Origin of the sequence: Streptomyces sp. CBMA152 (assembly GCF_014596475.1) — a bacterium.
In the GTDB taxonomy this organism is placed as follows: Bacteria; Actinomycetota; Actinomycetes; order Streptomycetales; family Streptomycetaceae; genus Streptomyces.
This window is the reverse complement of the sequence record NZ_MECJ01000015.1, coordinates 175,420-193,759: the sequence shown is the minus strand read 5'-3', so window position 1 is coordinate 193,759 and position 18,340 is coordinate 175,420. Positions and strand designations below refer to the sequence as shown.

General features: G+C 70.2%; 13 protein-coding genes. 5 read left to right on the top strand and 8 right to left on the bottom strand.

Annotation, left to right across the window (positions count from 1 at the left end; translation table 11 throughout):
* The first annotated feature begins 17 nt into the window (after positions 1 to 17).
* The gene (locus BG418_RS14190) at positions 18 to 1,163 is read left to right on the top strand and encodes an acyl-CoA dehydrogenase family protein (RefSeq protein ID WP_188274182.1); all 1,146 of its coding nucleotides are present in this window, start codon (positions 18 to 20) and stop codon (positions 1,161 to 1,163) included.
* Positions 1,163 to 2,158 (top strand): acyl-CoA dehydrogenase family protein, encoded by a 996-nt coding sequence (locus BG418_RS14185; protein ID WP_188274181.1) that lies wholly within the window; start codon positions 1,163 to 1,165, stop codon positions 2,156 to 2,158. Before BG418_RS14190 ends, BG418_RS14185 begins: the two co-directional genes overlap by 1 nt.
* A gap of 291 nt (positions 2,159 to 2,449) precedes the next feature.
* On the opposite strand, the gene BG418_RS14180 is transcribed toward BG418_RS14185, so the two are convergent.
* From BG418_RS14180 to BG418_RS14155, 6 genes are all read right to left on the bottom strand, one after another.
* Positions 2,450 to 2,959 (bottom strand): pyridoxamine 5'-phosphate oxidase family protein, encoded by a 510-nt coding sequence (locus BG418_RS14180; protein WP_188274180.1) that lies wholly within the window; start codon positions 2,957 to 2,959, stop codon positions 2,450 to 2,452.
* A gap of 35 nt (positions 2,960 to 2,994) precedes the next feature.
* Positions 2,995 to 3,714, bottom strand: coding sequence for a VWA domain-containing protein (locus tag BG418_RS14175; protein WP_188274179.1), 720 nt, complete (start codon positions 3,712 to 3,714; stop codon positions 2,995 to 2,997).
* Positions 3,715 to 3,819: 105 nt separating this feature from the next.
* A complete protein-coding gene (locus BG418_RS14170; RefSeq protein ID WP_188274178.1) occupies positions 3,820 to 4,917 on the bottom strand; it encodes a hypothetical protein in 1,098 nt (365 codons plus the stop codon).
* A gap of 14 nt (positions 4,918 to 4,931) precedes the next feature.
* Positions 4,932 to 5,150, bottom strand: a complete 219-nt coding sequence (locus BG418_RS14165) for a hypothetical protein (RefSeq protein WP_188274177.1) — start codon at positions 5,148 to 5,150, stop codon at positions 4,932 to 4,934.
* Between the two features lie 74 nt (positions 5,151 to 5,224).
* Complete coding sequence (locus BG418_RS14160) at positions 5,225 to 6,307, bottom strand: glycoside hydrolase family 113 (RefSeq protein WP_317453649.1); 1,083 nt, start codon at positions 6,305 to 6,307, stop codon at positions 5,225 to 5,227.
* Entirely contained in the window at positions 6,304 to 8,127 is a 1,824-nt protein-coding gene (locus BG418_RS14155; protein WP_398998746.1) for a DUF2334 domain-containing protein, read from the bottom strand. Before BG418_RS14155 ends, BG418_RS14160 begins: the two co-directional genes overlap by 4 nt.
* A 505-nt stretch (positions 8,128 to 8,632) precedes the next feature.
* On the opposite strand from BG418_RS14155, the gene BG418_RS14150 reads away from it, so the two are divergent.
* The 3 genes from BG418_RS14150 to BG418_RS14140 all read left to right on the top strand — a co-directional run bounded on the left by BG418_RS14150 (position 8,633) and on the right by BG418_RS14140 (position 11,840).
* Positions 8,633 to 9,877, top strand: coding sequence for a glycosyltransferase family 2 protein (locus BG418_RS14150; RefSeq protein WP_188274175.1), 1,245 nt, complete (start codon positions 8,633 to 8,635; stop codon positions 9,875 to 9,877).
* Between the two features lie 101 nt (positions 9,878 to 9,978).
* The gene (wecB, locus tag BG418_RS14145) at positions 9,979 to 11,139 is read left to right on the top strand and encodes a non-hydrolyzing UDP-N-acetylglucosamine 2-epimerase (RefSeq protein ID WP_317453648.1); all 1,161 of its coding nucleotides are present in this window, start codon (positions 9,979 to 9,981) and stop codon (positions 11,137 to 11,139) included.
* Entirely contained in the window at positions 11,136 to 11,840 is a 705-nt protein-coding gene (locus BG418_RS14140; RefSeq protein WP_223184799.1) for a family 16 glycoside hydrolase, read from the top strand. Before wecB ends, BG418_RS14140 begins: the two co-directional genes overlap by 4 nt.
* Before the next feature lie 220 nt (positions 11,841 to 12,060).
* Here the strand turns inward: BG418_RS14140 and BG418_RS14135 are convergent, their stop codons facing one another.
* On the bottom strand, positions 12,061 to 13,521 hold the full coding sequence (locus BG418_RS14135; protein WP_188274174.1) for a glutamate synthase subunit beta: 1,461 nt from the start codon (positions 13,519 to 13,521) through the stop codon (positions 12,061 to 12,063).
* Positions 13,514 to 18,070 (bottom strand): glutamate synthase large subunit, encoded by a 4,557-nt coding sequence (gltB, locus tag BG418_RS14130; protein WP_188274173.1) that lies wholly within the window; start codon positions 18,068 to 18,070, stop codon positions 13,514 to 13,516. The genes BG418_RS14135 and gltB overlap by 8 nt, the downstream gene beginning before the upstream one ends.
* Positions 18,071 to 18,340: the final 270 nt, after the last annotated feature.

Below are 18,340 nucleotides of genomic sequence, written 5' to 3'. Positions count from 1 at the left end.
AAGGGGCGAGGCACGTCATGGACCTGGACCACACGGCCGAGGAGGACGCCTTTCGCGCCGAGGCGCGGGACTGGCTCGCCGCACACGTCCCGGCCGAGCCGCTGCCGTCGCTGGAGACCGAGGAGGGCTTCGCGGCGCACCGGGTGTGGGAGGCCGAGCTGTACGCGGACCGCTGGTCGGTCGTCTCCTGGCCCGAGCGGTACGGGGGCCGGGGCGTCGACATCTTCGGGTGGCTGGCGTTCGAGGAGGAGTACTACGCGGCGGGCGCGCCCGGCCGGGTCGGCCAGAACGGCATCAACCTGCTCGCGCCGACGCTGTTCGACCACGGGACGCCCGAGCAGCGCGCCCGGGTGCTGCCGGACATGGCGAGCGGCGCGGTGGTCTGGGCGCAGGCCTGGTCGGAGCCGGAGGCCGGGTCCGACCTGGCGTCGCTGCGGTCGCGGGCGGTGCGGACGGACGGGGGCTGGCTGCTGTCGGGGCAGAAGACCTGGTCGTCGCGGGCCGCGTTCGCCGACCGCGCGTTCGGCATCTTCCGTACCGACCCGGCGGCGCCCAAGCCCCACCAAGGCCTGACCTACCTCATGTTCGACCTCTCCGCCCCCGGTGTGACGGTCCGCCCGATCGCCCGCCTCGACGGCAAACCCGCCTTCGCGGAGCTGTTCCTGGACGAGGTGTTCGTGCCGGACGAGGACGTCATCGGGGAGCCGGGGCAGGGCTGGCGGATCGCCATGTCGACCACGGGCAACGAACGCGGTCTCACTCTCCGCTCCCCCGGCCGCTTCCTGGCCGCCGCCGATCGGCTCGTACGGCTGTGGCGCGCGCACGGCTCGGATCCGGGCGTACGGGACCGGGTGGCGGACGCGGTCATCGGCGCCCGCGCCTACCAGCTCTTCACCCACGCCAACGCGTCCCGCTTCGCGGCGGGCGAGCGCATCGGCGCGGAGGCCAGCCTCAACAAGCTGTTCTGGTCGGAGTACGACATCGCGCTGCACGAGACGGCACTGGAACTGCTGGGTGAGGACGGCGAGTTGGCGGACGACGGGGGCGGGTGGGCCGAGGGGTACGTGTTCGCGCTGGCCGGACCGATTTACGCCGGGACGAACGAGATCCAGCGGGACATCGTCGCCGAGCGACTGCTGGGCCTTCCGAAGGGGCGCCGGTGATGAGGTTTCTGCTCACTGCCGAACAGCGTGAGTTCGCACGGTCGCTGGACGCGATGCTCGCCGGTTCGGACACCCCGGCGGTCGTACGGGCGTGGTCCGGCGGGGACCACGGGCCGGGGCGTGCGCTGTGGTCGCGGCTGGCCGACGCGGGGGTGTTCGGGCTGGGGGTGCCGTCGTTGTACGACGGGGTCGGTCCGCTTCCGGTGGAACTGGCTGTCGCGTACGTGGAGTTGGGGCGGCATGCCGTGCCCGGGCCTTTGGTGGAGACGGTGGGGGCGGCCGCGTTGCTGGCTCACCTTGCCGAGCTGGGTGACGCGGGGCCTGCCGAGCGGCTGTTGCCCGGGCTTGTCTCGGGGAAGGTGGTGGGGACGCTCTGCCTGTCGGGGGGTGGGGCGTACGTGGTGGACGCGGATGCGGCGGGGGTGGTGTTGGTGGCCGACGCGGGCGTCCCTGAGCTGCGGATCGCGCCGGGGCATGGGCCCGTGCTGGCGTCTGCCGATCCCGCTCGACGGCTCGCGCGGCCTGCGCCAGGTGGTGAACTCCTCGCTGTCGGGCCCCAGTTGGCCGATGCCGTTCGGCACGCCGTGCTGTGGGGGCGGCTTGCGGCGGCCGCGCAGGCGGTGGGAGTGGCGGAGGAGTTGTTGCGGCGTACGGTCGCGTACGTGAAGTCGCGGACGCAGTTCGGTGTCCCGATCGGGTCCTTCCAGGCCGTGAAGCATCGGCTTGCCGACACGCTGCTCGCGGTCGAGTTCGCGCGGCCGTTGTTGTACGGAGCGGCGGTTGGTCTCGACCCCGGGGATGTCGCTGCCGCGAAGGTGGCGGCGGGGTCGGCGGTGTACTTGGCTGCCCGTTCTGCGCTCCAGCTCCACGGGGCCGTGGGGTACACCGAGGAGCTCGATCTGTCGGTGTGGTTGCGGAAGGCTCGGCCGTTGCGGGAGGCGTGGGGGTCGGCGGGTGTGTGCCGAGCGGACGTGTTGGCGCACCACGTGCGGTGAGCACGCTTTCGGGTGCGGGCCGCGTGTGGCTGGTCGCGCAGTTCCCCGCGCCCCTTAATGGCCGCCTTTCAGGTGCGGACCGTGCGTGGTTCTCGCGCAGTTCCCCGCGCCCCTAAGTGCCAGGCACCGCGCTGCTTGAACGCCAGGTGCCGTGCCCCTTTAGGGGCGCGGGGAACTGCGCGACCAGCCCAGCACGGTCCGCAGACGACCGACGGCCCGATAAGGGGCGCGGGGAACTGCGCGATCAGCCACACACGGCCCGCAGACAAAGACCCGCACCCCGCGGAGCGCTTACGCATCCTCCCTCGGGGGCTCCGTTCCGCCTCCTCGGCGGATGGTGCGTAGGGCCGCGCCCGGGCGCCAGGCTCGTAGGACCAGCTCCTCGCCGTTCAGCGACGTGTGGACCACCTCCGTCAGTTCTGCTCCGAAGAGGAGGAAGGGCTCCGGGGGGTGCACCTCTGCCACGAAGCGGGCCAGGGTCGGCGGGTCGGTGATCTCGATGGCCCGGCCGCTGACGCGGACGTCGCCGTCGGCCATCTCCGCGTCGGGGCCCGGGTTCGCCTGGACCGCGAAGCGGGGGTCGCGGCGCAGGTCGAGGGCCTTGCGGGAGTTCGGCATCATGCCGAGCCACAGTTCGCCGGAGCGGATCTCGACCTCCAGACCGGTGACCCGGGGACTGCCGTCGGCCCGCAACGTGGCGAGGACATGGTGCTTGTACTGAAGGAAGCGCCTACGTACGGTCTCGGCGAAAAGCGGCTCGGCCACCTCGAACTCGGCCCAGCTCGATGTCTGTGATCCCATGCCTCAAGCTAAGCGCACACCACTGACAACGACGGCTAGTCGACGATGCCGCGCGCCCTCGCCTCCCGCAGCCACTGCGGGAACGCGCCCACGAGCCGGTCGTAGAGCTCCGCGTCGCTCACCCGGCGCGGATCGGCGCCCGCGTGGAAGAACCCCGCGTTGTCGACGGGTCGCCGCTCCGGCACCGCCAGCTCGTCCAGCCTGCGCAGGAAGGCGAACTGGCTGCTGTCCGGGTCGCCGAAGCCGATGAACTGCCAGAACATCGGCAGCTGCGCCGCCTTGCAGACGTATCGCTCGGCCGCGAGCTTGCTGCTCGGGCCGCCGTCCGTCTGGAAGATGACGAGGGCGGGCGCGGTGGCGCCGCTGTCCACGTAGTGGTCGATGACCGCGTCCATCGCCACGTGGTAGTTGGTGCGCCCCATGTGGCCGAGGTTCGCCACGATGCGCTCGATCCGGCCGTGGTGGTTCTCCAGCGCGATCTCGCCCTGGGCGTCGATGTCCGTGGAGAAGAGGAAGACCGGCACACGGCCGTCGTCGTCCAGGTGCGCGGAGAGGCCGAGCACCCGGTCGGCGAGGGCCTGCACGGTGCCGTCCTTGTAGTACGGGCGCATCGAGCCCGAGTAGTCGAGCACCAGGTAGACCGCCGCCTCCTCCCCGGCGAGGCCGTGCTTCTCCAGCGAGACGGCGGCCGTCTTGTAGAGCGAGACGAGCGCGGGCGCGCGCTCGGTCACCTTGTGGAGGGAAAGGGCGGCCATGACGCACGTCTCCGTTTCGCGAACCCGGGACCGGACCGCCGGAACAGTCGGATCATCGCCCGGCGGAACAGTGAGCCTAGCCCGGCGCCGCCCGCCCCGACCCCGCTAGCCCGCCCTGTCCTGGAACGCCGGCAACGTAAAGATCCGCTCCTTCGCCCCGTCGTCCATCAACTCCACCAGTGGCAGCACCAGTTCCCACAGGTCCCGCTTGTCCACCTCGCGGGCCAGCGCGTCCAGGTCCGCGGCGGGCAGCCCGCCCGCCGCGTCCGCCACCGTCTTGCGGGACTCCTCGGGGAGCAGGTCGAACAGCGGCAGGAACTCCGACCAGAGGGCGGTCGCCACCACCGCCGGGACCACTCCTGCCAGTACCTCGGGGTCGCGCAGTGCGGGCAGGACCGCGACCGCCCTGCGGTCCTCGTCCGACAGCACCGCCACCACCGGCAACAGCGACTCCCACAGGTCCTGCTCGGCCACCGTCCGTACGAGAGAGTCCAGTTGGGCCGGTTGCCTGCGCGCGGCCAGCGTGGCGATGCGGGTGCGCTGCTCGCCCGTGACCGCCGACGCGATCGCGAGCGCCTGCGGCCAGAGCCCGTCCGCCGCCGACGCCACGACCTTCTCCAGGCGGTCGTCCCCCATCAACTCGATGATGTGCGGCAGCCGTTCGGGCGCGTCCATCGCGTAACCCGTCCTCAGTACCACCTCGTCGCTCACCTGCGGCAGCACCCGTTCCAGTACCGAGTCGCGCAGATGGCCGACGAAGCGGCCCATCGTGAGGTGGTCGCCGCGTTCCGCCAGGGCGACCGAGACGCGGACCAGCAGGCCCTCGTCCAGGCCCGCGACGATCCCGGCGATGCGGCGCGGGTCCAGGTGGGCGCAGGACTCGGCCGTGAAGGCGACGGGCAGCTTGTCGATGATGTCGGCGGCGCGGGACGGTTCCAGCCTGCCCGCGACGGCCGCGGCCAGGCGCGGCCCCAGCGCCTTCTGCGAGATGGCCGCGGCGACCCCGGCCGGGACCAGTTTGGTGGCGCGGGCGATCCGGTCGAGCATCTCGGGGGTGTTGTCGAAGAGCGCGGCGACGGTCTGCTCGCGCAGCCGCCGTACGTCGTCGGCGGGGAGCTCCGTCAGGAACGCGAACTCGCCCGGGTCCCGGTCGAGCAGACGCGCGATCTTCTCGGTCTCGGCGCGGGTCGACAGCTTGTCCATGGGCTCTCCCCCGCTCACTTGAAGAGGATGCGGCGGACGGGGCCCCGGGCGAGGGCGGGGACGAGTTTCAGCGCCTCCTCGGCCGCCTCGCCGAGACCGGCGGCCCGGGCCTCCCGCTCACCCCTCACCGCGGAGGCCAGCAGATCCACCTGGGCGTCGGTCAGTCGGCCCACGCCCTCCGGCGGCGGCGCCCCCAGCTCCGTACCCAGTCGTGACAGCGCTTTCGTGCTCACGGAACCTCCCGGTGCTTCGAGCGGTGACTTCGAGCGGCAGCGGCCCGGTCCCGAGAGTGGAGGGTGTTTGACTTTTAGTCAATACTCTTGGTCCACCGCTCCCTCAGCACCTGCTCGGCCGGCTTGCCGTGCGGGGTGTAGGCGAGTTTGGCCGGGGTCTCGCCGCTGTCCGGCCAGTCGTCCCACATCCACCAGCACACCCCGGCCCACCAGTCGCGGCCCGCGAAGGTGTCGAGCAACGCCCGGTAGGCGGCGGCCTGTTCGTCCGTGCCCTCCTTCTTGCTGACCGTCCAGGAGTACGGGGCCGTGGCGGTGCCGCGCTGGCTGGTGTAGCCCGCCTCGGTGAAGAGGATCTTGCGGTGCTGGCGGCCCGAGAACGCGGCCAGCTCCCCCACGATCGGCTGCCACGCGCGGCTCAGCGCCGCCGTATCCGTGGTCGCGCTGGAGGCGAGCGGCCAGTACGCGTCGATGCCGATGACGTCGAGCTCCGGCCAGAACAGGATCTTGGCGTACTCGTCGTAGTTGGCCGCGTAGGTAAGAGGGTTCTTGTAGTGGGAGCGCACCGCCGTGATCACCTTGCGCCAGGCAGTCACGTCGCCTGACACGCCCGCCAGTTCGGTGCCCACCGAGAGGCGCTCGATGCCCGCGTCCTGCGCGAGGGTCGCGTAGTGGGTGATGAACTTCTCGTACGAGGCGAACCAGGCCGTCCGGTCGGTGGGACGGATCTCCGCGCGGTCCGTGCCGTCCACCAGGTCCACATGCGGTTTGAGCATGACCTTGAGACCGGCCTTGTGCGCCAGGTCCGTGATCCGGCGCAGGCTCGCGTCGCTCGCGGTCTCCTCGGTGGGTTTCTGCTCGGAGTCCTTGGTGGTCCGCTGGTACCAGGTTGGCGTGAAAACGACCCAGCGCGCGCCGGTGCTCGCGATGTCCCGCAGATACGCCGGGGCGCGCGGACTGTCGTAGTCCTCCGTCGACCAGGACGGCAGGGTCATCCCGCGCACCCGGCCGTCGTCGCCCCCGGACCCGCTCGGGTTCGGGCCGGACCGGCTGGGGCCCGTGTCCGAACCGCCGCCGTCGCCGTCGCCCGAGCAGCCCGAGAGCACCAGAGCGGCGGCCGCGGCGAGAGCCGCGACCGCCTTCTTCCCGGTCCTGATCACAGCGCCGCAGGGCTGACGAAGGTGTAGCCGAGGGCCTTGATGCCGTCGATCGTGTCCTTCAGCGGCTGGAGCGGATAGTAGGGGTGGTAGAAGAAGCTCGCGAAGCCGTCCCGGACCGCGAGGTTCGCCTTGGCCGACGCGATGAGGTCCGCGGGGAGCCGCGGCGGATGGTTGTTGAGTGCCACGGGTTCATAGTTCCCCAGGTTCTCGGGAAGCACCTTCGTCCCGTACACATCGTTGACGACGTACGGGAAGAACTGGCCGATGAACCGGTTCGGGTCCGCCGTACCACCGCTCAGTGTCCCGGCGAAGTACAGCGAACGTTCCAGCCGCGCCGAGAAGTTCTGACCGAAGACGCGGTAGTCGGCGGCCGATGCGGCGTAGTGCGGAGTGGTCCACAGCTGGGGGCGCGGCAGCCCGGCCGCGGCGAACGCGGCGAGTCCGGAGGTGACCCGGGACTGCGCCCAGAGGGTCGAGTCCTCGGCGACCGGACCGTCGTACACGACGTTGTTCGCCGAGTCGATGTGCGCCCGGTAGAACTCGAAGTCGTCGCCCGACACCCCGGTGTACGGGTTGTCGATGTTGCTGTACTGGTGCGTGTAGCCGTGCTCCTGCAGCACCGCGCCGTGCGACAGCATGTACTGCAGCGCCGAGACCACCAGCGGCTTCTGCGCCAGCGTCTCGGTCTGCGGGGTGCCGCCGTTGTAGACGCCGTTGGGGTCGGTGTAGACCGGGATGACGTTGATGCCGTACGGGATGTGCTGCGAGTACAGGTAGTCCGCCATCGACCGCAGCTGGGTGGGGTCGGATTCGGGGCTGATGTCCTCCAGGCGCATCATCGCCTGGTGACGGGTGGCGGTGCCCGGCGCGAGGGCGTCGAAGAGCATGTCCTCGAACGCGATCACCCGGTCGCTCTCGGAGACGTAGCTGAACGGGATCTCACCCACATAGGTGAGGTTCGCCGAGCGCACGGCCCACGGGAAGGTCGCCCCGCTCGCCGAGTCCAGCGCGGTGGCGACCGTGGTGACCGGCGGATATCCGGCTCCGGTGAGGACGTTCGGGCGCAGGATGCCGCCGTCCTGACCGGCCGGGATCTTGCGGGTCAGGGCCTGGCCGCCGTAGGTGACCTGGGTGACATTGCCGATGGAGCCGCTGCCGTCGGCGAAGTAGGACGTGGTCGGGTCCCAGCCGTACTTCTGGGTGAACTGCGGTACGCCGACGGCGTTCCCCATGTTCCAGATGTTGTCGCCGACCCAGGTCACCGGCTTGGTACCGGCCATGACGTCCTGGTAGAAGGCGGCCGGCACGGCGTCCGGCAGACCGCCGCCGTAGTACGTGGAGCCGAGGTAGATCGCCGCCGTGTACTGGCCGAGCATGCCCGAGGTGTACTGCTGGACGGGCTTGGCGGTGACGGTTCCGAAGTGGCCGCCGAGGTTGGCGGCCGCCATCGCGTACAGCTCACCGAGGTAGCCGTAGGGGCCCGCGGTGTCGTAGAGCACCAGAGTGGACGTTGAACTGGGCGTCTGGGCGAGGAGCTTGCTGACGGTGGAGGTCACCGTGCCGAGCAGGCCGGTCACCGGGTCGAGCAGGTTGTGCGGCGCCGAGCGGCGTGCCTTGTCCTTCGCGAGCTGGGTCTGTGCCCAGCCGGTGAGGCTCGCCTTGTTGAGGCTCGTGACCGGTGCGAGGCTCGGCGCGCCGGGCGGCGGCGGAGCGGACGCGGCGGAGGCCGCGACGGCGGTGCCCAGGAGCGCGGCGATCAGCAGGAACACCACGGAGAGCGGGCGTCGGCCCTGACGACGCCCTTGGGACGTTCTTCTCAAGGATTTCATGATTTCTTTCCCCCCTCTTGCCTCTTGCCATTCAAAGGCAGACCAGGAGCCGGCCCGGGAATCCATGGCCAGGGATCTTGGTCGAATGAGACCCATGATTCTTCAGCCCGGCTGTAAAGGCTGTCAATAGAGTCCGGGTCATTCACAGCTTTATGTGACACGCCCCAACGCGCCGTCTGTGAACTTTTAACTTCGGCCTCGCACCCACAGATCGATCTGCTACGTTCACCACCGCACGGAGACGTGTGCGGGAAAAAAATGGGGGGGAACCCATGTATGGAAAGCCTGCCCTGGGTACTGTGCTGCCCTTAGCGGGCATGGCGGCGGCACCCGAGGCGATACCCGGCCTACCTTTGGCCAAAGCTCTGCAGGCCATCGCGGGCGCGGGATTCGTTCTCTACTGCCTCACCGCCTGTGTCCTCATATCGATCAGAATTCGAATGCGTCGGCGCATCGCGACGAAAGCGCTACCGCACCCCGGCGACCAGGGGCAGATATGATCGTTGAGCTGCTCCTGTGGTCGAGCATTTCCATCATCCTGATGGCGGGCTGCTACAACACCGGCCTCTTTCTTCTCTCCAGGCGCAGGGCGCCCCGCCGGAATGGGCCGCGCAAAGAACGGCTCTACATATTCCTCCTCGCCTGTCTCAACGAAGAGCAGGTGCTGGCGGAGAGCCTGGCGCGGATCACCGAACTCCCGGCCGGGAATTTCCTGGCCCTGGTCATCGACGACGCCTCGGACGACCGTACGTCCGAGATCGCGCTCGCCGCGGGCGACCGGGTCCGGCTGCACCGGCGCGAACTGCCCGACGCACGCCGCGGCAAAGGCGCCGCCCTCAACGACGGCGTGCGCTACCTGACCGAGTCCGGCCTCCTCGCGGGGCACGACCCGGACGACGTCATCCTCTGTGTCGTGGACGCGGACGGCCGGCTGGACGCCCATGTGGTCCAGTCCGTCGACCCGTTCTTCGACGACCCCCGCACGGGCGCCACCCAGATCTGCGTACGGATGTACAACCGCGGCAAGGGGCTCCTGGCCCGGCTCCAGGACATGGAGTTCGTCGTCTACGGCGATGTCTTCCAGAGCGCGCGGCGCTTCATCGGAAGCGTCGGCATGGGCGGCAACGGCCAGTTCATGCGGCTCTCCGCGCTCAACACCCTTGGCCCCGGCGGCCCCTGGAGCGACAGCCTCACCGAGGACCTGGACCTCGGGGTGCGGCTGATCGCCAAGGGCTGGAACACCCAGCACTGCACCTCGGCCTCGGTCTCCCAGCAGGCCGTCCTCGATGTCAAACGCCTTATCCGGCAGCGATCCCGCTGGTTCCAGGGCCACTTGCAGTCCGCCGGACTCGTCCCGCTCATCCTGCGGGAGGTCCCGACCAACCGGGCCGCGCTCGATCTGCTCTACCACCTCTCCAGCCCGGTGCTCATCCTGCTCACCTCGCTGCTGCCGCTCTCCTTCCTGGTGGCCGTCGGCGGCACTGTCCTCGCCTCCGTCGAGACGGGCCGGGCACTGGTCTCACCGATGTGGCTGCTCGGCCCGTATCTGCTCTCCTTCATGGCCGCGTACGCGTACGGACTCGTCTACGCCAAGCGGGAGCGCGAACTCGGACTCGTGCGATCGGTGCTGGTCGCCCATGTCTTCGTCATCTACGGCTACATCTGGTTCGCCGCCGGCTGGATGGGGCTGTGGCGGATGGTGACCGGCAAGCGCACCTGGCTCAAGACCGCCCGTACGTGAGGTAGCGGTCTTCCGACCGGCGGCGGGGGCCGCCGCTCCGCGCCCCCGCACGCCCTCTTCTTCCTCTCATCTCCTGTCCGACCATGTCCTAGGGGGGACTTGTGTCCACGTTTGAGTCCAACGCGCCCGTTCGCGCCATGCTGGTCCTCGGCACCCGGCCCGAGGCGATCAAACTGGCCCCGCTCGCCCGGGCGTTGGAGAGCGACCCGCAGTTCGAGCCGGTCGTGGTGACCACCGGCCAGCACCGCGAGATGCTCCACCAGATGCTCGATCTGCTCCGCGTCGAGGTCGGCTTCACGCTCGACGTCATGCGCACCCGTCAGCAGCTCTCCGATCTGACGGCCCGCCTGGTGAAAGGTATCGGCAGCCTGCTGCGGGCGCAGCGGCCCGATGTCGTCGTCGTACAGGGGGACACGACGACCGCGCTCGCGGGCGCGCTCTGCGCGTTCTACGAGCGGATCCCCGTCGCCCATGTGGAGGCCGGGCTGCGCACCGGCGTCCCGGACAACCCGTTCCCCGAGGAGCTCAACCGCTGCCTGATCGGGCGCATGGCCCGCTGGCACTTCGCCCCCACCGAACGCGCCGCGAGCCATCTCGCCGCCGAGGGCATCGCGGCCGAGCAGATCCTCACCACCGGCAACACCGTCGTCGACAACCTCCAATGGGTGCTGGCCGAAGGGCTCGGCAGCTGCGCCTTCCGCACCACCCGCCGACGCGTCCTCGTCACCCTGCACCGCAGGGAGAACCAGGGCGAACGGATGCGCGGCATGGGCCGGGCGCTGTGCCGGCTCGCGGAGCGCGGCGACGTGGAGATCGTGCTGCCGCTGCACAAGAGCCCTGCGGTACGGGACGCGCTGCTGCCGCTGGCCCGCCAGGAGGGCATCAACTTGGTGGAGCCGCTGGACTACCCGGACTTCACGGCCACGCTCGCGGGCTGCGACCTGGTCCTGACCGACTCCGGCGGCATCCAGGAGGAGGCCCCCAGCCTCGGCAAGCCCGCCCTCGTCCTGCGCACCACGACCGAGCGGCCCGAGGCCGTGGAGGCCGGGGCCGCCCGCCTGGTGGGCACCGACCCGGACGCCATCGTGGCCGCCACGGCCGCGCTCCTGGACGACCCGGTGGCGTACGAGCGGATGGCGAGCGCGGGCAACCCGTTCGGCGACGGCCGGGCGACCGAGCGGATCCTCAGCCAGCTCGCCGAGGACTTCGCCGCCGATGTCCCGGTCATCTCCGCGGAACCGGGTCCATACTCGACGGCATGACGACAGCTCCGCGTCTTCGGCGCCCGGTGATGCCGGGCGAACCCGGGAGCCGGCGGCGCAGAGCCCTCGCCCTGGCACTGGCCGCCGCGCTGCTCGCGGCCGGTGCCTTCGGGCTCAGCCAGTGCGCCGGCGGCAACGGCTCCGGGCAGCAGGAACCTTGGGCGGACGGCACCGCGCACGGCCACTGGCAGTCCGTCTTCAACGGCCACGGCGTCAACTCGGGTGACGACAAAGGCCTCCAGCTGGCCCCGGAGCAGGCCACCGACCCCGGTACGACCCACGCGGGCCTGGTGGTGAGCCTGGCCTCGTACGGCGATGTCCGTTACGAGGCCAGGATGCGCACGGTGAAACAGCTGCGCACCCCGGCACCCAACAGCTGGGAAGTGGCCTGGCTGGTCTGGGGATACACCGACCCGGAGCACTTCTACTACATCACTCTGAAGCCCAACGGCTGGGAACTCGGCAAGCGCGACCCCGCCTACCCCGGCGGCCAGCGCTTCCTGGCAACGGGCCAACAGCCGTTCCCGGTAGGCAAGTGGTACTCGGTAGAGGTGGCCCAACACGGCGCCCGCCTCCAGGTAGCGGTGAACACGGCGGGCCTGGCGGACTTCACCGACATAGAACGCCCGTATCTGCGGGGGGCGGTGGGGGCGTACACGGAGGATGCGAGGGTGGAGTTCCGGGACTTAAAGGTGCGCTGAGAACACGCTCCCGCCGCACCACCAGGGGCGCGGGGAACTGCGCGACCAGCCCCCACCGGCCCGCAGACAAACACCGGGCCCCCGCGGATGCGCGCCGCGGCACCCACCCAGTCGTCCGGTCGGGGACAGTGGGGCAGGCGCCGCGCTACGGGGGTCGAGGGGTGAGCCCCGAACCTACGCAGCCCGTACACCGTTGTACGGAACGATCTTGGTGAGCGGATCAGACGGTCAGGGCCCGGTCCGTCGGACGGATCGGGGCCGGCAGTTCGCTCGCACCCGTAAGGTACCTGTCCACACCCCGTGCCGCCGAACGGCCCTCCGCGATCGCCCAGACGATCAAGGACTGGCCACGGCCCGCGTCACCGGCGACGAACACGCCGTCGACGTTGGTCGCGAAGTCGGCGTCGCGGGCGACATTGCCGCGCTCGTCGAGCTCCAGGCCGAACTGCGCCACCAGACCGTTGGACTGGTCGGTGCCGGTGAAGCCCATCGCCAGGGTGACCAGCTGCGCGGGGATCTTCCGCTCGGTGCCCGGCTTCTGGGTCAGCTTGCCGTCGACGAACTCGACCTCGACGAGGTGCAGGAACTGGACGTTGCCGTCCTCGTCGCCCTCGAAGTGGGTGGTCGAGACCGAGTAGACGCGCTCGCCGCCCTCCTCGTGAGCCGAGGTGACCTTGTAGAGCATGGGGAAGGTCGGCCACGGCTGGCCCGGGTTCCGCTCCTCGCCCGGCTTCGGCATGATCTCCAGCTGGGTGACGGAGGCCGCGCCCTGGCGGTGGGCGGTGCCCACGCAGTCCGCGCCCGTGTCACCGCCGCCGATCACCACGACGTGCTTGCCCTCGGCGGTGAGCGGCGGGGACACGAAGTCGCCCTCCTGCACCTTGTTCGCCAGCGGCAGGTACTCCATGGCGAAGTGGATGCCGTTGAGCTCACGGCCGGGGACCGGCAGGTCGCGCGAGACGGTGGCGCCGGCCGCGATGACGACCGCGTCGTAGCGGCGGCGCAGCTTCGCCGCGTCGATGTCGCGGCCGATCTCCACCTCGGTGCGGAACTTGGTGCCCTCCGCGCGCATCTGCTCGATGCGGCGGTTGATGTGCACCTTCTCCATCTTGAACTCGGGGATGCCGTAGCGCAGCAGCCCGCCGATGCGGTCGGCGCGCTCGTACACCGCGACCGTGTGGCCCGCCCGGGTCAGCTGCTGGGCGGCGGCCAGGCCCGCCGGGCCCGAGCCGATCACCGCGACGGTCTTGCCGGACAGCCGCTCGGGCGCCTGCGGCCTGACGTCGCCCGTGTCCCACGCCTTGTCGATGATGGAGACTTCGACGTTCTTGATGGTGACGGCGGGCTGGTTGATGCCGAGCACGCACGCCGACTCGCAGGGCGCCGGGCACAGCCGCCCGGTGAACTCCGGGAAGTTGTTGGTGGCGTGCAGGCGCTCCTGCGCCGCCGACCAGTCCTCGCGGTAGGCGTAGTCGTTCCACTCGGGGATGAGGTTCCCGAGCGGACAGCCGTTGTGGCAGAACGGGATGCCGCAGTCCATGCAGCGCCCGGCCTGCTTGCTGATGATCGGCAGCAGCGAACCGGGAACGTAGACCTCGTTCCAGTCCTTGACGCGCTCGCCCACGGGGCGGGTCTTCGCGACCTCGCGGCCCGTGGTCAAAAAGCCCTTGGGGTCAGCCATTGGTCGCCGCCTCCATCATCTTCTCGGTGGTCTCCTGCTCGGAGAGACCGGCGAGCTCAGCGGCTTCCTTGGCGGCGAGCACTGCCTTGTACGTGGACGGGATGATCTTGCTGAACCGGGCGAGTGCGGCGTCCCAGTCGGCGAGCAGCTTCTCGGCGACGGTGGAGCCGGTCTCCTCCTGGTGGCGGCGCACGACGTCGTGCAGCCACTGCCCGTCGGCCGGCGACAACGGCTCGACGGCCGCCAGGTTGCCGGAGTTGACGTGGTTCGGGTCGAGGTCGATCACGTAGGCGATACCGCCGGACATACCGGCCGCGAAGTTGCGCCCGGTCTCGCCCAGGACCACCGCCTGGCCGCCGGTCATGTACTCGCAGCCGTGGTCGCCCACGCCCTCCGAGACCACCAGGGCGCCCGAGTTGCGGACACAGAACCGCTCGCCGGTGCGGCCGCGCAGGAACAGCTCGCCGCCGGTCGCGCCGTACGCGATGGTGTTGCCCGCGATGGTCGAGTACTCGGCGAGGTGGTCGGCGCCCCGGTCCGGGCGGACGATCACCCGGCCGCCGGAGAGGCCCTTGCCGACGTAGTCGTTGGCGTCGCCCTCCAGGCGCAGCGTGACACCGCGCGGCAGGAAGGCGCCGAAGGACTGGCCGGCCGAGCCGGTGAAGGTGATGTCGACGGTGTCATCGGGCAGGCCCGCGCCGCCGAACTTCTTCGTCACCTCGTGGCCGAGCATGGTGCCGACGGTCCGGTTGATGTTGCGGATCGCGACCTGCGCGCGGACCGGCTGGGCGTCCTCGGCGGTGGCCGCGCCCAGCGCGTCGGCGGCGAGCTCGATGAGCTCGTTGTCGAGCGCCTTCTGCAGACCGTGGTCCTGGGCGATCACCGCGTGGCGCACGGCGCCCTCGGGCAGCTCGGGCACGTGGAAGAGCGCGTCCAGTTCGAGCCCCTGCGCCTTCCAGTGGCGCACGGCCCGGCCGGTGTCGAGCAGCTCGGCGTGGCCGACGGCCTCCTCGATCGTACGGAAACCGAGCTCGGCCAGGAGTTCGCGGACCTCTTCGGCGATGAACTCGAAGAAGTTGACGACGAACTCGGGCTTGCCGGAGAAGCGGTCGCGCAGCACCGGGTTCTGGGTGGCGATGCCGACCGGGCAGGTGTCCAGGTGGCAGACGCGCATCATCACGCAGCCGGAGACGACCAGCGGGGCGGTGGCGAAGCCGAACTCCTCGGCGCCGAGCAGCGCCGCGATGACCACGTCACGGCCGGTCTTGAGCTGGCCGTCGGTCTGCACCACGATCCGGTCGCGCAGGCCGTTGAGCAGCAGCGTCTGCTGGGTCTCGGCGAGGCCGAGCTCCCAGGGGCCGCCCGCGTGCTTGAGGCTCGTCAGCGGGGAAGCACCGGTGCCACCGTCGTGGCCCGAGATGAGGACGACGTCCGCGTGCGCCTTGGAGACACCGGCGGCGACCGTGCCGACGCCGACCTCGGACACGAGCTTCACATGGATGCGCGCGGCCGGGTTGGCGTTCTTGAGGTCGTGGATCAGCTGGGCCAGATCCTCGATGGAGTAGATGTCGTGGTGCGGCGGCGGCGAGATCAGACCGACACCCGGGGTGGAGTGCCGGGTCTTGGCGACCCACGGGTAGACCTTGTGGCCGGGCAGCTGGCCGCCCTCGCCGGGCTTGGCGCCCTGGGCCATCTTGATCTGGATGTCGTCCGCGTTGACCAGGTACTCCGAGGTCACACCGAAGCGGCCGGAGGCGACCTGCTTGATGGCGGAGCGGCGCGCCGGGTCGTAGAGGCGGTCCGGGTCCTCGCCGCCCTCACCGGTGTTGGACTTGCCGCCGAGCTGGTTCATGGCGATGGCCAGCGTCTCGTGCGCCTCGCGCGAGATGGAGCCGTACGACATGGCGCCGGTGGAGAAGCGCTTGACGATCTCGGAGACCGGCTCGACCTCGTCGATGGAGATCGAGGGGCGGTCGGAGGAGAAGCCGAACAGGCCGCGCAGCGTCATCAGGCGCTCGGACTGCTCGTTCACGCGCTCGGTGTACTTCTTGAAGATGTCGTAGCGGCGGCCGCGGGTGGCGTGCTGGAGGCGGAAGACCGTCTCCGGGTCGAACAGGTGCGGCTCGCCCTCGCGGCGCCACTGGTACTCGCCGCCGATGTCCAGCGCGCGGTGCGCCGAGGGGACGCCGGAGGCCGGGTAGGCCTTGGCGTGCCGGGCGGCGACCTCGGTGGCGACGACGTCGAGACCGGCGCCGCCGATCTTCGTCGCCGTACCGTTGAAGTACTCGTCGACGAAGGCCTCGTCGAGACCGACGGCCTCGAAGACCTGGGCGCCCCGGTAGGAGGCGACCGTGGAGATGCCCATCTTGGACATGACCTTCAGGACGCCCTTGCCGAGCGCGTAGATCAGGTTGCGGATGGCCTGCTCGGGCTCGAAGCCCTCGATGAAGGTGCCCGCGCGGACCAGGTCCTCGACGGACTCCATCGCCAGGTACGGGTTGACGGCCGCGGCTCCGTAGCCGATCAGCAGCGCCACATGGTGCACCTCGCGCACATCGCCGGCCTCGACGAGCAGACCCACCTGGGTGCGCTGCTTCGTACGGATGAGGTGGTGGTGGACGGCCGCGGTGAGCAGCAGCGACGGGATCGGCGCGTGCTCGGCGTCGGAGTGCCGGTCCGAGAGGACGATCAGGCGGGCGCCGTCCTCGATGGCCGCGTCGGCCTCGGCGCAGATCGCCTCGATCCGGGCGGCGAGCGCCGTGCCGCCGCCGGAGACGCGGTAGAGGCCCGAGAGCGTGGCGGCCTTCATGCCCGGCATGTCGCCGTCGGCGTTGATGTGTATCAGCTTCGCCAGCTCGTCGTTGTCGATGACCGGGAAGGGCAGCGTGACGGAGCGGCAGGACGCGGCGGTCGGGTCCAGCAGGTTGCCCTGCGGGCCGAGCGAGGAGCGCAGCGAGGTGACGAGCTCCTCGCGGATGGCGTCCAGCGGCGGGTTGGTGACCTGCGCGAACAGCTGGGTGAAGTAGTCGAAGAGCAGCCGGGGGCGCTCGGACAGGGCCGCGATCGGGGAGTCCGTGCCCATCGAGCCGAGCGGCTCGCCGGCGGTGCGGGCCATCGGCGCGAGGATGACGCGGAGCTCTTCCTCGGTGTAGCCGAAGGTCTGCTGGCGGCGGGTGACCGAGGCGTGCGTGTGCACGATGTGCTCACGCTCCGGCAGGTCCTCCAGCTCGATCTCGCCGGCTTCCAGCCACTCCTTGTACGGCATCTCGGCGGCCAGGCCCGCCTTGATCTCGTCGTCCTCGATGATGCGGTGCTCGGCGGTGTCGACGAGGAACATCTTGCCGGGCTGCAGGCGGCCCTTGCGGACGACCTTGGCGGGGTCGATGTCGAGCACGCCGACCTCGGAGGAGAGCACGACGAGGCCGTCGTCGGTGACCCAGTAGCGACCGGGGCGCAGACCGTTGCGGTCGAGAACGGCGCCGACCTGGACGCCGTCGGTGAAGGTGACACAGGCCGGGCCGTCCCAGGGCTCCATCATCGTGGAGTGGTACTGGTAGAAGGCACGCCGGGCCGGGTCCATCGAGTCGTGGTTCTCCCACGCCTCGGGAACCATCATCAGGACGCTGTGCGGAAGCGAACGGCCGCCGAGGTGCAGCAGCTCCAGGACCTCATCGAAGGAGGCGGAGTCGGAGGCGTCCGGCGTGCAGACCGGGAAGATCCGCTCCAGGTCGCCGCCGAGCAGCCCGCTGGCGAGCTGCGACTCACGGGCGACCATCCAGTTGCGGTTGCCCTTGACCGTGTTGATCTCGCCGTTGTGCGCGACGAAGCGGTACGGGTGGGCCAGCGGCCAGCTCGGGAACGTGTTCGTCGAGAAGCGCGAGTGGACCAGCGCGACGGCGGTGGCGAACCGGCGGTCGGAGAGGTCCGGGAAGAACGGCTCCAGCTGCCCGGTGGTGAGCATGCCCTTGTAGACGATCGTGCGGGCGGAGAGCGACGGGAAGTACACGCCGGCCTCGCGCTCGGCGCGCTTGCGCAGCACGAACGCCTTGCGGTCCAGCGCGATGCCCTCGCTGCTGCCGTCGGCGACGAAGAGCTGGCGGAAGGCGGGCATGGTGGCGCGGGCGCCGTTGCCGAGCAGCTCGGGGGTGACGGGGACCTCGCGCCAGCCGAGGACGTCCAGGCCCTCTTCGGCCGCGATCGTCTCGATCTTCGAGACGGCGGACGCGTTGTCCTCGACGGGGAGGAAGGCGATGCCGACGGCGTACGCACCGGCCTCGGGCAGCTCGAACGAGGTGACCTCGCGCAGGAACGCGTCCGGGACCTGGAGCAGGATGCCGGCGCCGTCACCGGAGTCGGGCTCGGAGCCGGTGGCACCGCGGTGTTCGAGATTGCGCAGTACGGTCAGCGCCTGCTCGACCAGCTCATGGCTGGCCTCACCGGTGAGGGTGGCCACGAACCCGACACCGCAGGCGTCGTGTTCGTTACGGGGGTCGTACATCCCCTGCGGAGCAGGTCGACCGTCCATGGGCGACCAGGCGTCGGAACGCATGGGCTCTCCCGTCGTCGTCGTGGCATAGAGATTGCCGAGGGACGACGTTGGCCCTCTGCGAAATTTCGTGCAGGTTACATGATGGAGCGGATCTCGAAAACCGGATAGTTCCGTTCCACCATGCGGACATACGGACACTCTCGCGGCGCTCACCGCGCGTCCCAGAGCAGGCTTCATTGCCTGCGGCGGCGGAGTGTGTACGGCCTATGCCCGGCCTTCGAGGATGCGAAACCGCCGAGTAACGATTAGTTATGTGGGATCCTGCATACT